Raw genomic sequence first — 12,275 nt, 5'->3', positions numbered from 1 at the left:
ACGGGCTGGTGGGATGCGTGGGGCATGAGCGATCCCGCCGTCGCGCCGCCGGTCGCGGATCTGGTTCCGCTGACGGCGGATCAGTGGAACGGCCGCCTGACGGGCGGATGGGGCGTGCAGGGCGGGGCGCTTGTCGCCATGACCGAAGAGCAGCTGGCGGCGGCGGTTCCTCTCGCGATCCGGGCGGGCTTTGCGCTTACGGCGGCGCAGAATACCGTCTGGGCCGAGTATGGGTCGCTGGGCGACGCGGTTCCGGGCGCGTGGATTTCATATCAGAAAGCGCTGAAAGCGATCATGGACGGATCGGATGCGGCCAGCACGGCGCTGCCCGCATCGCCAGCGGGGGTCAGCGATGCCGGATAACGTCGCGACGAAAGACGACATCGCCAGACTCAAGGGCGAAACCGACGTGCAACTGGGCAGGATCTGGAGCGAGCTGCGCAAGCTCAACACCGCCGAGAGCAGGCGCGCCGCGATGAACGGAGCGCTGCTGATCCTCGGCTCCGCCATAGGCAGCGGAATCGTCAACGCTCTGCAGCATATGAGGGGCTAACGTGCACGTAAACGTTCGAGACTATATCATGTAAAAGATAATAATGATGTTTTTTGTATTGTTGCAGATTGTTGCACATTAGAAAATATAATATGTTCCTATTGTCTGTTTCATGAATATGAATATATGGATTGAGCTATGAGCAATTTGCCTAACCCCAACGATAAGAAATTCGACCTTAAAAAAATATTGTCATTTTTTATTCCGATTATTACGCCAGTTTTGGCATTGTCAATGCCGGGATATGCCGTGTTATTCTATTATCAGATTCATATTGGAAATTTGCCGTCATTTTTATCGACAATAAATACATCTATATTTGTTTTATTTGGAGTTATTAGTGTTGTATTGTATACAATATTATTATTTTACGGGATGCTGTCCAGTTTCTGGCTTTATATGATAATAAATTATCTTGTCAGTAAATTCGGAAAAAATAATAATTTTACTATAGCTAATATAATTCCAAAAAAGAAATCAGAATGTGCGTGGTACTTTATGATTTCATTTTTAGTTCTCTTGATAGTGATTATTAATTTAATCGAAATGAACGCAAATCGATATAGTATTGCTTTGTATGCCTATTTCTTTATAGTTGGTGCATTTTTTGTTGCCGCGCTTGATAAAATATCTAAACAAAATTTAAAGAAATCTCTAATTTTGATATCGATCCCTGTTGCTTGTGGTTTGATGCTTCCAGTATTTCTTCAGGGGGCTGTACCCATGATGGCTGAGGATTTTGTTTCTATCGTCGGAATGAGGACAAAGAATTTCGATAATCTCTATATATCTGAGGATAAATACCAAGAGATAGAGGCATTGCTCAGTGCATTCGATGGTGTGGAAAAGAATGTTTGTTCTATGGTTATAGGTGGACGAGATTTTGTAAATGTCACAATAAAAATAGACGGGGATAATGTTCCGTTAGTCGTTTTGTGGAACGATAATTCAGATCATAAAATAGTAGGGTTTGATAATCGATGGACTTCTCGTGGGCAATTTGATTTTCCAACGTTTTCGGTATCCAACGCTGATATTTTAGAATTTCCAAAAAATTGGGTAAAAGCCTGCTAGCGATGGGGCGATGAGAGGGTTTTTCTTAACAAGGCGAACAGGCGCTTAATACTCATCATAATTTTTGATGAACAATTTACATATTGTTCGTACCGTCTTTGCAGCCGCCCTCTGGGCGGCTTTTTTTATGCCCGGAGCATCAGATGAATGACCCGCTGCAACTCGCGGCCGATCTTGCGCGCCGTTTTGAAGGGCTGCGCCTGCGCCCCTATCAGGATCAGGCTGGCTACTGGACCATCGGCTACGGCAGTCGCGCACTGGCCGACGGGTCCGCCGTCGCTCGCGCGACGCGGGCGATCAGCGCGGTCGAGGCCGACGCGCTGCTGACGGACCGCCTCGCCGTCGTGCAGGGCAGGGTGCGTCAGCTTGTCACGGCGCTACTGACCGTCGGGCAGGAAGCGGCCCTGATCGACTTTTCCTACAACCTCGGGACTAGCGCCCTCGCCGGATCGACGCTGCTGCGGCTGCTGAACCGGCGCGCCTACGTCGCGGCTGGCGCCGAGCTTGCGCGCTGGAACCATGTCCGGATCGACGGACGTCTCGTCGAATCAAACGGCCTCACCAACCGCAGACGCGCCGAACTGGCGCTGTGGAACACTCCCTCACACTCGCAGCCATCTGGCCGCGTGAAAGCACTCTCATGAATTTCGAGAAGGTCGGCGCGTATCTGCGCCAGCCAACGTCCCTGTTCGCCCTGGCGGACATCCTCGGCACGCTGGTCGCGCTCTGGTTTGGCGTGCTGCCCGAAGGCGTCGCCTGCGCGCTGCTGACGGCGGCGCTGCCGCTGCTCGCCAGCGACAACAGCGTCGTGGTTGGGCGTATTCTGGCCCAGCGCAACGATATGGCGGCCGCTGTCCATGCGGTCGCAACACATAAGGATATCGGTCCGGCCGCGGTGAAGATCATCGCCGACGCGGTTCCGGCCGGGGCTCTTCTCGCTGGCGTCGCCGCGGCGACCGTGCAGGCCGAGACGTCCACGGCGGCGCGCGTCTCCGGGGTGGCGCCTGTCGCTGCCCTGGTGATCGGGCTGTCGGCTGTATCGCTGACGGCGTGCGACAGTTCGGCCGATCAGGTCGTCCAGCGACAGCAGGCCGTCTTTGCTCTGGATCTGTCCTACGCGGCGGCGGCTCAGGTGGCTGCGGCCTATAAGCGGAATCCGGCCGCCGACCCTGTGGTCACGGCGAAGATGAAGCCCGCGTTTCAGACGGCGCATGACCAGATCGGCCCGCTCGTCGACGCCGCGCGCGCAGGAGATCCTCTGGATCAGGCGGCGATCGAGGCTGCGCAGGATGCGCTGCAGGCCGCCCGCGCTCTTCTGCCGGCGAGCTGATCGGCGCAACGGGCTCAAGGCCTTTCGTTTGCCGGGAAAGCGGCTCGCAGGTGTTTCGTTTTCCCGGCCTCATTGGAACAGGGAAAAATTACCATGAATCAGGAATACGTCTCGATCGCCGTGGCCGCCGTTGAAGGGCTCGTGCAGATCACGCCCGTCGTCGTCGAGGACGTCGTCGCTCTTCTCAAGCCTCTGAAAGAGGGTCGAGCCCCCACCGATGCGGAGTGGGGGTTCGCCCGCAAGCAGCTCGATGACGGGAATGCGGCGGTTCAGGCGGGGTGATGCTTCTTTGCATGACGGTTGCGGCCGTCATGCTCTGGTTTGTCTGGAGGTTTGTGTAAGGCGCAGGTGCTGCGTCAATCTGCACGCGATAACGGTCCTCACGGTTTAGTGATTACACCAAACTACACCAAGGTTCGTTGTAACATATTGATTTTGTTTGAAAAATGGTGCCGACACTCGGAATTGAACCGAGGACCTACTGATTACGAATCAGTTGCTCTACCCCTGAGCTATGTCGGCGCGTTGGCTGAGCCCTATAGCGGAGAGCTGACATGGCTGCAATATGTCTTCCGCCTATCAAGGCGCATCATTTCGGAGTAAATTCTCCCGATGTCGTCGACCCTTCCCTCCAGATTCTACCGTGGGGCGCTGTCTCTGGCGCGCAGGCGGCGGCGCAAGCCGATCAGTGCTCGCGTTATTGACGGTTTGGTGGAGTGCCCTTGCTGCGGCGAATATCAGGCGGTCCGGAATGTCGAGCCAGGCATGATGGCGCGCTGCGTACGCTGCGGATTTGGACTCGAGCGGCGAAACTTGTCCTCGCCGATCGCGACTCCTCTGGCTCTGTGCATCAGCTCAGCCGCGCTCTATTTTGCGACTCTGATGTCCTCGCTCATGACGCTCAACCTGTATGGGCGACAGCGAGCGGTCGAGCTTGTGACCGGTCCCATGGAGTTGCTGCACGAGGGATGGGGGGAGGTCGGCGTGCTCGTGGGGCTCGTCACGGTTCTCGCGCCCGGCGTCGTGATCACGATGATGGCGTTGATTCTCTATGCAGGCGGCAAGGAGGAAATGCCGGACTGGGCGCCGCATTTGCTCGCCTGGTACGAGAAGCTTCGTCCGTGGTCCATGATGGAAGTCTATATTTTAGGAATCTTCGTCGCCTACACGAAGCTGGTGGACCTGGCCTATGTGGAAGTCGGGCCGGCGGCGTATCTCATCGCGGCGCTGATGGTGACCATGGCGGCGACGGACCAGACGCTCGACAAGGAGCTGATCTGGCGACGGCGGCGCGTGGAGAACACCTTGCAGTTCTCCGATGGAACCCGTGTGGCCGTCGAGCGGGTCTCGATCAGCGATATCCAGATGCCGCCCGTCCAGAATATGCTCTCCTGCTATTCCTGCGGCCTCGTCGGAGCGTTTGAGCAGCCTGTGCCACGAACGCATGTCGTGGGTTCATGTCCGCGTTGCGGGCACAAGATGCGGCGGCGCAAACCGGACAGCCTCAACCGTACCGCTGCGCTGTTGCTGGCCTCGCTCATTTGCTATTTCCCGGCGAATATTTACCCTGTCATGACGGTTATCAAACTGGGACAGGGCGGCGGCCACACGATTCTCGGCGGAGTCGTCGAGTTGTGGCAGGACGGGATGATTCCCCTTTCCATCCTAGTGCTGTTCGCGAGCATCACTGTGCCGGTGGCCAAAATTCTTGGCCTGGCGTTCATGCTGTTTGAGACGTATCGGGGATCGTCGCGCGGCTTGATGTTCCGCTCAAAACTTTTCAGGGTGATCGACGCTATAGGGCGGTGGTCGATGATCGACGTCTTCATGATTTCGATTCTGGTCGCCGTGGTGCGGTTCAGTTCGCTGGCCAACGTCACGGCGGACGGGGGCGTCGTTTGCTTCGCCGCAGTGGTGGTGCTCACAATTTTTGCGGCGGAGGCGTTCGATCCGCGTCTTATGTGGGACGCCGCCGGAAAAAACGGTCCAGCGCCAGCGGCTGATCCGCCGGTTGCAAGCCGCAAGTCAATACGGACCGTACAAAATGACGGAACCGAAGATCGCCAAGGTATGGAGCCGGCAAGCGCGTGACGTCAGATAACCATAACCAACCACACACTCCCGGCGGCGCCCCACCGGACGCGCCGGTCGGCAGGGCGTGGTTTTCCCTGATCTGGCTGATCCCCATCATGTCCGTCCTGATCGCCGGGTTCCTTCTCTGGCGCAATTTGTACGAGCGTGGCCCGGAAATCCTGATCACGCTGGACACCGCGGACGGCCTGACCAGCGGTCAGACACAGGTCAAGAACAAGTCGGTGACGCTTGGCACCGTCAGTTCGATTTCGCTGTCGAAGGATATGCGCCACGTCGATGTCCGGGTGCAGATGAACTCGGACGCGGCTCCGCTTCTCACAGATAACTCACAATTCTGGGTCGTGCGCCCGCGTATTAACGGCGCCAGCGTAACAGGGTTGGAGACGCTGATGTCGGGCGCCTATATCGGTTTTGATCCCGGCGCTCCGGGGGGGCAACGCGCGACCCATTTCAAGGGATTGGAATCTCCTCCGGGCATTCAGTCCGATCAGCCGGGGCGCACCTATTCCCTGTTGGCGTCGGCGGTGGGCTCGATCGGTCCTGGCGCCCCGGTGTTCTTCCGCGACGTCGATGTCGGAGAGGTGCTCGGCTATACGCTTCCCCCCGGCGGGGTCGGGCCGGTCCTCATCCAGTTCTTCGTGCGGGAGCCGTATGACCACTATCTGAGGACCGACACCCGGTTCTGGAATGTGTCGGGCGTGAAGGTCGGTTTCGGCGCGGGCGGCCTCAAAGTTCAGTTACAGTCGATTCAGGCGTTGTTCTCGGGCGGCGTCGCCTTCGGTCTTTCCAAGAGCATCCCGGGCGAAAAAGTGCCGGAAGCTCCGGCCAACACGCTGTTCCAGCTCTACGACGACAAGGAAACGGCCGATACGGCGGGTTATCGCGCACACCAAACAGTGGTGACATATCTGGCGTCGTCCGTTTCTGGACTGACGGCAGGCAGCGCCGTGACCATGTTTGGCATTCAGGTCGGCAGTGTCACCAGCGTGAAGCTGGATCTGGACCAGAACACCGGACACGCGCGCGTCCGGGTGGCGATGGATATACAGCCTGAGCGCGTCCTGCCCGCCGATCAGGTAAGTCCGGAGAAGGTCATCACCGGAATGCAGGCGTTGGTCGCCAACGGTCTGCGCGCTTCGACCGACAGCGCCAGTCTGCTGACCGGCGAAACCGTGATCGCATTCAATTTCGTCAAGAACGCTACGCAGGCCAAGACCTACATGGAAGGCGACGCCCTGGTCATTCCGGGTGAAGCGGGCGGCATGAGCGGTATCATGCAGTCGCTGTCTGTCATGTCGGACAAGTTGGCGGCGTTGCCAATCGAGCAGATCGGCGCCCACGCAAACGATCTGATCGCGCACGCCGACGAACGGATCAATTCGCCTGAGGTCAAGCAGTCGCTGGTCAATCTGCGAGATTCGCTGCGCAGCCTGCACGATCTGCTCGATCAGACGAATCGGGGCGTTCAACCGCTTCTGAAGCGACTCCCGGAAATGAGCGATCAGCTCGACAACACTCTGAAAAACGCCAATAAATTGCTGGCCAGTTATGGTGGCGACACCGATTTTCACCGGAGCCTGCAGTCGATGGTTGTGGAATTGCAGGAGACGGCGCGGTCGCTGAAATTCATGTCGAATTTCCTGACCAACCACCCCTCCGCATTGATCGCAGGACGTAAATGATGCCCCGGTTGTTTCGCGTATCCTCACGTCCGTCAGCAACAACAACGTTTCGCTCGCTTGTGGCGAGCGCTGCGGTTGCCAGTCTTGCGGCCTGCGGTTCCTCGGATCCGACGCTGTATACGCTCGCTCCGGTGGCGGGGCAGCCTTCGCCCGTTCTCCCTGCCGTGAATTCGGTGGAGGTGCGGTTACCGACGATTTCGGCTGGACTGGACCGTGATCGGATCGTGCTGAGCGACAGCGGCTATAAATTGGACGTGGCGTCGTCGGACGCTTGGAGCGAGCCTCTGGCTTCCCAAATTGCGCATGTCCTCGCGGGTGAGCTGGGACAGCGCCTCCCGGGCGTCAATCTCGTCGTTCAAAACGACGCCATTACCGGCGCGCCTCAGGCGTTCGTGGAACTGGTCGTCAACCGCTTCGCGCGCGACGCGTCGGGGCAAGCGATTCTGGACGTGCAGGCGGCGGTGCGCCTGGCCAACGCGGACGAGGGGGCGCCGTTTAATCGGCGAATTCTTCTGAGCACGCCAGCGGGTTCCGGCACGAAGGGGCTGGTTGCGGCGCTAAGTGCTCTGCTCGGGCAGGCGGCGGATCAGATCGCAGCGCAGATTCGCGCTTTGCCGCCATCGGTGATGGCGCGATAGGCGGAGCCAATAGAGTTACTGGGAGGGGGCGTCCATCGTCAGTTAATTTGGTGACGGTTGAGACGAATGCAGGTCGACCGTGCTTCCGCTTTCGGCACGATTATTTGCTGAACATTCTCCTTTAAGCCCTGTCTTCGCAGGCAGGCATAGACGTCATGGCCCGCCGTCACTCCGGCTTTGGCCAGTTGATTTTCTGCCGTCCCGGAGCTTCGCACCGCGAGAAAGCCTCACGAATGGCCAGACCGAGTTCCTCATCGGACGCGGACAGGGGAACCTGTATTTTCTTGCCCGGATACTTCTTGGGGTCAGGCCAGGCGCTATGCCCACCGGCATTCCGCTTGGTCGCCTTGAGGATGATGACGTCGTCGACCCGGTAATGCCAGGATCCGGACACCAGATCGCACCGTTTGCCGATATCGACGATTTCCTTGTAGCCGTAGGTTCTGGCGATGTCGGCCTCGAACGCCCGGCGCCTTGCGTCGGAGACGACCTCCATCGCTTTGCGGGCATCAGAATCGATTGGCCCTGTCGGGTTGCCTAAATACTCGCTGGTCTCGATGGCCTTGCGGAAGTTCTCGCCGATCAACTGCGCCGTGGCCTCCTCCCACGACGCATGCGCGCACCAGCCCGTGCGCGAGAAATGGCGCCCACCCCAGGTTTCTTTCGAGATTATCGAGATATATTTTGGTGACAGCACGACGCTTGCATATTTGATATGCAGCCACGCGACGCGCTCGGGCGTGAGATATGGATTATTCATGTAATGGCGTCGATCTCGAAGGTCAGGGGTTTGTCCGCAGCGCCATAGGACGCCGTCTTGGCGGCAGTGGCTCAGGTGGTGGCGGCCTGTGCGCGGGATCTCCGGGGGGCGGATCCGGTTGTCACGGCTAAAGTAAAGCCCGCGTTCCAGACGGCGCATGATCAGATCGGGTCGCTCGTCGACGCGGCGCGTGCAGGAGATCCGCGCAATCAGGCCGCGATCGAGGCTGTTCGCGCAGATCACGCCCGTCGTCGTCGAGGACGTCTTCGCTTTGCTCAGGCCGCTGAAGGAGGGCAGGGCGCCGACGGACGCGGACTGGGCGTTCGCCCGAAAGCAGCTCGATGACGAAAATGCTGCGCTGCGGGCAGGGTAAGGGGCTTCGGGCACGCCGACGGTGAGCTTCGAAAACAGGGTCGTAGTTCGGCTAAATATAGCGCTCACGGTTTCGTGACTACACCAAATTACACCCAAGGCGTTTTTAAGTAATTGATTTCATTAGATTTGTGGTGCCGGGTGAGGGATTTGAACCCCCGACCTTCGGTTTACAAAACCGCTGCACTACCACTGTGCTAACCCGGCAGAACGGCGAAAATCCGTCGCTTTATGTAAGGCGCTTAACTAACAGGCCTGCGCGATACAGGCTCTTCGCGTCGCTTTTGGTGGTTTCAAAGCTGTCCGTCAAGCCGGTTCTGCTGTGTGCGTCATGATGCCAGGCAACCACATGCTTGTGGTGGATAGTGAGATTTGGTCACAGAGCGTATCGCGGATCCGGAGCGAGCAATTATAGGTCTTAAAATAAACGCGCTCTTGTCTGATCGGGTAAGGGCGTCTCGCCTCTTCCCAGGCAATGTAAAGCGCTACGCGCGCATGGCTCGGGACATTCTAGTCAGACGCGTCAGCCTGGATATCGGTCGTCGAGCTGCAACAACTAGGCGATGTAATTAGCGAGGCGGACACCAGTTCATTTGCTCGAAACTTCGCAAGAGAACTGGACGTAGCGGCCCGACGAATTTCGACGATCGAATTGAGTAATATCGGTAGGTTACGTGCGTCGAGGACTGCTTTTGCCACTATGCGGACACGGGGATTGCCCCCATGCCCGCTTGATGACTGGGCGTTGCCGTGTCAGAAGCTGACCGAACGGATCGGTCAGTCGCCCGAACGGCGGCCCTGACCGAAGAAAATCGATTCGAGCGCGCGGAGACGGCATGGCCGACGAGATTCACGATCACGACAGCCCCGGGGCAGGCGCCTCAGGCAGTACGCAAGCCGCCCCCAAGAAGAAGCGTAACCCCCTCGTCCGAATACTGCTGATCGGACTGCTGGTTCTGGCGGTGATCGGAGCCGCGCTCTACTGGTTTCTTCATCGTTTCGACGTGGAGACCGACGACGCGTTCACGCAGGGAAGGGCGATTACAATCGCGCCGCATGTCTCTGGCTACGTGACAGAGCTTCTTGTCGACGACAATCAGTTCGTGCGCGCCGGGCAACTGCTTGCGCGAATTGATCCGCGCGACTGGCAGGCCGCGCGCGACAAGGCCGCCGCCGCAGTTTCGCAAGCCGAAGCGACCGTCGCTGCGAACCAGATGCTGTTGCAGGTCGCCGAGAAAAACTTCCCGGGCAGATTGCTTGAGGCCCAGGCCAATCTGGCCTCGGCCAAGGCGCAGGAATTCCGCGCTGAAACTGATTACAAGCGGCAGCATTCCGTCATGCGCGACGCGACGTCGCAACAGGACATCGACTACTCGCAGGCTGCGCTCGACGCCGCCAAGGCTCAGGTCATGCAGGCGCAGGCGCAGGTTGCGATTGCTGAGCCCGTGGCGCCGAACATCGGTAACGCTCGGGCACAGGTTAATAGCGAAGACGCCCAGCTTTCCAGCGCCAAGGCGTCGCTTGTTCAGGCGGATCTGAATCTGCTCTGGACCGAAATTCGCGCGCCGCATGACGGCTGGATTTCCCAGCGTAACATCGAACGCGGGAACTTCGTCTCGTCGGGACAGACCCTGTTTTCGATCGTAACGCCCGAGGTCTGGGTTATCGCCAACTACAAGGAAACGCAGATCACGAGCATGCGGCCGGGCCAGGCTGTCGACATCACTGTCGACGCCTATCCTGACCTGAAGCTGCATGGACATGTGGATTCGTTGCAGAAGGGCACGGGCGCTACGTTCAGCGCGTTCCCGCCCGAAAACGCGACCGGCAACTACGTGAAGATTGTGCAGCGCGTGCCGGTCAAGATCCGCATCGACAGCGGGCTCGATCGTGACGCTCCGCTTGCGCTCGGCCTGTCGGTTGTGCCTACGGTGCACGTCGACACGAAGGCGGCGCGCTCGTCGAATGGTCGCGTGGTTGATCGGGATGCCGGTTCAACCGGCGACAACGAGGCCCCATGAGCGACGCAGCGGCGGCCGGGAGCGGCGAAAACGCCGCAAAGCCCGAGGAGTGGAAGCCCAAGAACAATCCGTGGCTGATCGCTCTGGTGGTCACGCTCGCGGCGTTCATGGAAATTCTGGACACCACGATTGTCAACGTGTCGCTGCCGCATATCGCAGGCAGCCTGTCCAGCACCTATGACGACGCGACGTGGACGCTGACGTCCTATCTGGTCGCCAACGGCATCGTGCTCACGATTTCGGGCTGGTTGGGCAAGCTGTTCGGCCGCAAGCTCTACTTCATGGGCTGCATAGCCATGTTCACCGTCACGTCGTTTTTGTGCGGCGTGTCCACCAGTCTGGGCGAACTGATTATTTTTCGTCTCCTGCAAGGGTTCTTTGGCGGTGGTCTGCAGCCGAACCAGCAATCCATCATTCTCGACACCTTCCCGCCTGAAAAACGTGCGGCTGCGTTCGGCCTCACCGCCATCGCTACGGTGGTTGGCCCGGTGCTCGGCCCGACACTGGGCGGCTGGATCACCGACAACTATTCGTGGCGCTGGATTTTCTTCATCAACATCCCGGTCGGCATTTTCGCGACGATCGCTGTCGGCATGCTGGTCGAGGATCCGCCGTGGGCGAAAAAGCGACGCGAGCGCATTGACGCCATAGGCATAAGTCTAATCACGCTCGGCTTCGGGTGTCTGGAAGTCATGGTCGACCGAGGTGAGGACGACGACTGGTTTGGATCACGCTTCATATGCATCATGGGCGTTCTCGCGGCGATCGGCATTGTAGGCGCTGTGATCTGGTTGTTGAAGGCCAAGCATCCGGCAGTCGATCTGCGGGTGTTCAAGGATCGCAATTTCGCGATCGGCACGCTCCTGATGGGAATGATGGGTGCGTTGCTCTACTCGTCGGCAATCATCGTGCCGCAGTTCGCGCAGCAGGTGATTGGCTATACGGCGACCCTGTCTGGCCTTGTTTTGTCTCCCGGCGGTATTGCGGTCATCTTCCTGATTCCAATCGTCGGCAGGTTGATGGGGCTTTTTCAGGTTCGGTTTATAATCGCATTCGGCTTCACGAGCATGGCGGTGGCGCTGTTCTGGTCCGGTCATCTGGTTCCGTATCTTGACTTCAAGCACCTGGTCTTCTTCAGGATGAGTCAGACGGCGTGTCTGGCGTTCCTGTTTGTGCCTTTGTCCACGGTTGCTTATTCGACATTGCCGAAAGAGATGAACGCAGACGCGTCGGCGCTGTTCTCGATGGCGCGAAATTTCCTAGGGTCTTTGAGCATTTCCGGCGCGACGGCGTTGATTACGGAGCTGAGGCAGAAACATCAGGCGAACATGGTTCACTGGATGACGCCGTTTCATCAGCCTTATAACGAGTATCTGGCGCGGGGACGTCAGTTTGCGCTCGATCATGGTCGCGCCCCGTCGACTTACGACGTGATAGCGCAGCACAGGTTGTTCCAGAACTTTACGACCCAGATCGCGATGCTCGCCTATAACGAGGCCTTCATGATTTTCGGTCTGGCGGCGCTTGCCGTAGTGCCGTTCTGTTTCCTGCTGTCGCCGATCAAAGGCGGCGGCCCTGCGCGCGGAGCGCACTGACGCGCCAAATGAAGGCTTGGACGGGTTCCCTGTTTTTGGGAGCCCGTCCAAGCCTTGGTAACGTCTCGCAGCATCCCCCGGGGGCCTTAACCCGAATAGGACCCGGGTAGGAGGTGTTGCGGTCCCATTCGCCCCTCAAGCGAGGCGCGGGGCGCC

The 12,275-nt window shown here is 58.5% G+C and carries 14 protein-coding genes and 2 tRNA genes; 13 read left to right on the top strand and 3 right to left on the bottom strand.

All coding sequences use genetic code 11. The annotated features are described in order from the left end of the window. From G442_RS0102810 to G442_RS0102790, 6 genes are all read left to right on the top strand, one after another. Positions 1-363, top strand: a 363-nt coding sequence (locus G442_RS0102810) for a hypothetical protein (protein ID WP_026396753.1), incomplete at its 5' end; no start/stop codon positions are given. Further along, entirely contained in the window at positions 353-553 is a 201-nt protein-coding gene (locus tag G442_RS0102805) for a hypothetical protein (protein ID WP_026396752.1), read from the top strand. The genes G442_RS0102810 and G442_RS0102805, both read left to right, overlap by 11 nt. Before the next feature lie 138 nt (positions 554-691). Then, the gene (locus G442_RS24835; protein ID WP_146882694.1) at positions 692-1,627 is read left to right on the top strand and encodes a hypothetical protein; all 936 of its coding nucleotides are present in this window, start codon (positions 692-694) and stop codon (positions 1,625-1,627) included. Between the two features lie 143 nt (positions 1,628-1,770). After that, the gene (locus G442_RS20615) at positions 1,771-2,271 is read left to right on the top strand and encodes a lysozyme (protein WP_051291840.1); all 501 of its coding nucleotides are present in this window, start codon (positions 1,771-1,773) and stop codon (positions 2,269-2,271) included. Continuing rightward, positions 2,268-2,957, top strand: a complete 690-nt coding sequence (locus tag G442_RS0102795) for a hypothetical protein (protein WP_026396751.1) — start codon at positions 2,268-2,270, stop codon at positions 2,955-2,957. Before G442_RS20615 ends, G442_RS0102795 begins: the two co-directional genes overlap by 4 nt. A gap of 93 nt (positions 2,958-3,050) precedes the next feature. Then, positions 3,051-3,239: a hypothetical protein gene (locus G442_RS0102790; RefSeq protein ID WP_035376017.1), complete on the top strand. Its 189-nt coding sequence runs from the start codon at positions 3,051-3,053 to the stop codon at positions 3,237-3,239. A gap of 165 nt (positions 3,240-3,404) precedes the next feature. Here the strand turns inward: G442_RS0102790 and G442_RS0102785 are convergent. After that, positions 3,405-3,479: transfer RNA gene (locus G442_RS0102785), tRNA-Thr, on the bottom strand. Between the two features lie 32 nt (positions 3,480-3,511). Here G442_RS0102785 and G442_RS26060 point away from each other — a divergent pair. Genes G442_RS26060 through G442_RS0102770 form a run of 4 tightly spaced genes read left to right on the top strand, consistent with a single transcriptional unit; the run spans position 3,512 to position 7,371 of the window. Continuing rightward, positions 3,512-3,661, top strand: coding sequence for a hypothetical protein (locus G442_RS26060; RefSeq protein WP_246789308.1), 150 nt, complete (start codon positions 3,512-3,514; stop codon positions 3,659-3,661). Positions 3,662-3,668: 7 nt separating this feature from the next. Beyond that, the gene (locus tag G442_RS20610; RefSeq protein WP_371863392.1) at positions 3,669-5,048 is read left to right on the top strand and encodes a paraquat-inducible protein A; all 1,380 of its coding nucleotides are present in this window, start codon (positions 3,669-3,671) and stop codon (positions 5,046-5,048) included. Beyond that, positions 5,045-6,733 (top strand): PqiB family protein, encoded by a 1,689-nt coding sequence (locus G442_RS0102775; protein ID WP_026396749.1) that lies wholly within the window; start codon positions 5,045-5,047, stop codon positions 6,731-6,733. The genes G442_RS20610 and G442_RS0102775 overlap by 4 nt, the downstream gene beginning before the upstream one ends. Then, positions 6,733-7,371 (top strand): PqiC family protein, encoded by a 639-nt coding sequence (locus tag G442_RS0102770; protein ID WP_026396748.1) that lies wholly within the window; start codon positions 6,733-6,735, stop codon positions 7,369-7,371. The genes G442_RS0102775 and G442_RS0102770 overlap by 1 nt, the downstream gene beginning before the upstream one ends. 166 nt (positions 7,372-7,537) lie before the next feature. Here the strand turns inward: G442_RS0102770 and G442_RS25525 are convergent, their stop codons facing one another. Next, the gene (locus G442_RS25525; RefSeq protein ID WP_026396747.1) at positions 7,538-8,131 is read right to left on the bottom strand and encodes a contact-dependent growth inhibition system immunity protein; all 594 of its coding nucleotides are present in this window, start codon (positions 8,129-8,131) and stop codon (positions 7,538-7,540) included. 57 nt (positions 8,132-8,188) lie between these two features. Here G442_RS25525 and G442_RS25520 point away from each other — a divergent pair, with 57 nt between their 5' ends. Continuing rightward, on the top strand, positions 8,189-8,476 hold the full coding sequence (locus G442_RS25520; RefSeq protein WP_161628323.1) for a hypothetical protein: 288 nt from the start codon (positions 8,189-8,191) through the stop codon (positions 8,474-8,476). A gap of 159 nt (positions 8,477-8,635) precedes the next feature. Here the strand turns inward: G442_RS25520 and G442_RS0102755 are convergent. Next, positions 8,636-8,710, bottom strand: a tRNA-Thr gene (locus G442_RS0102755). Positions 8,711-9,339: 629 nt separating this feature from the next. On the opposite strand from G442_RS0102755, the gene G442_RS0102750 reads away from it, so the two are divergent. Next, entirely contained in the window at positions 9,340-10,524 is a 1,185-nt protein-coding gene (locus tag G442_RS0102750) for an HlyD family secretion protein (protein WP_026396746.1), read from the top strand. Next, on the top strand, positions 10,521-12,119 hold the full coding sequence (locus G442_RS0102745; RefSeq protein WP_026396745.1) for a DHA2 family efflux MFS transporter permease subunit: 1,599 nt from the start codon (positions 10,521-10,523) through the stop codon (positions 12,117-12,119). Before G442_RS0102750 ends, G442_RS0102745 begins: the two co-directional genes overlap by 4 nt. The last annotated feature ends 156 nt before the right edge of the window (positions 12,120-12,275 follow it).

Origin of the sequence: Acetobacter nitrogenifigens DSM 23921 = NBRC 105050, assembly GCF_000429165.1 — a bacterium.
In the GTDB taxonomy this organism is placed as follows: Bacteria; Pseudomonadota; Alphaproteobacteria; order Acetobacterales; family Acetobacteraceae; genus Acetobacter; species Acetobacter nitrogenifigens.
Note: the sequence above shows the minus strand (reverse complement) of the source record. Positions and strands in the feature narration are given on the sequence as shown.

Coding starts and splice junctions, on each gene's coding strand:
- G442_RS0102805 (WP_026396752.1), top strand. CDS start 353: ATGCCGGATAACGTCGCGACGAAAGACGACATCGCCAGACTCAAGGGC.
- G442_RS24835 (WP_146882694.1), top strand. CDS start 692: ATGAGCAATTTGCCTAACCCCAACGATAAGAAATTCGACCTTAAAAAA.
- G442_RS20615 (WP_051291840.1), top strand. CDS start 1,771: ATGAATGACCCGCTGCAACTCGCGGCCGATCTTGCGCGCCGTTTTGAA.
- G442_RS0102795 (WP_026396751.1), top strand. CDS start 2,268: ATGAATTTCGAGAAGGTCGGCGCGTATCTGCGCCAGCCAACGTCCCTG.
- G442_RS0102790 (WP_035376017.1), top strand. CDS start 3,051: ATGAATCAGGAATACGTCTCGATCGCCGTGGCCGCCGTTGAAGGGCTC.
- G442_RS26060 (WP_246789308.1), top strand. CDS start 3,512: ATGGCTGCAATATGTCTTCCGCCTATCAAGGCGCATCATTTCGGAGTA.
- G442_RS0102770 (WP_026396748.1), top strand. CDS start 6,733: ATGCCCCGGTTGTTTCGCGTATCCTCACGTCCGTCAGCAACAACAACG.
- G442_RS25525 (WP_026396747.1), bottom strand. CDS start 8,131: ATGAATAATCCATATCTCACGCCCGAGCGCGTCGCGTGGCTGCATATC.
- G442_RS0102750 (WP_026396746.1), top strand. CDS start 9,340: ATGGCCGACGAGATTCACGATCACGACAGCCCCGGGGCAGGCGCCTCA.
- G442_RS0102745 (WP_026396745.1), top strand. CDS start 10,521: ATGAGCGACGCAGCGGCGGCCGGGAGCGGCGAAAACGCCGCAAAGCCC.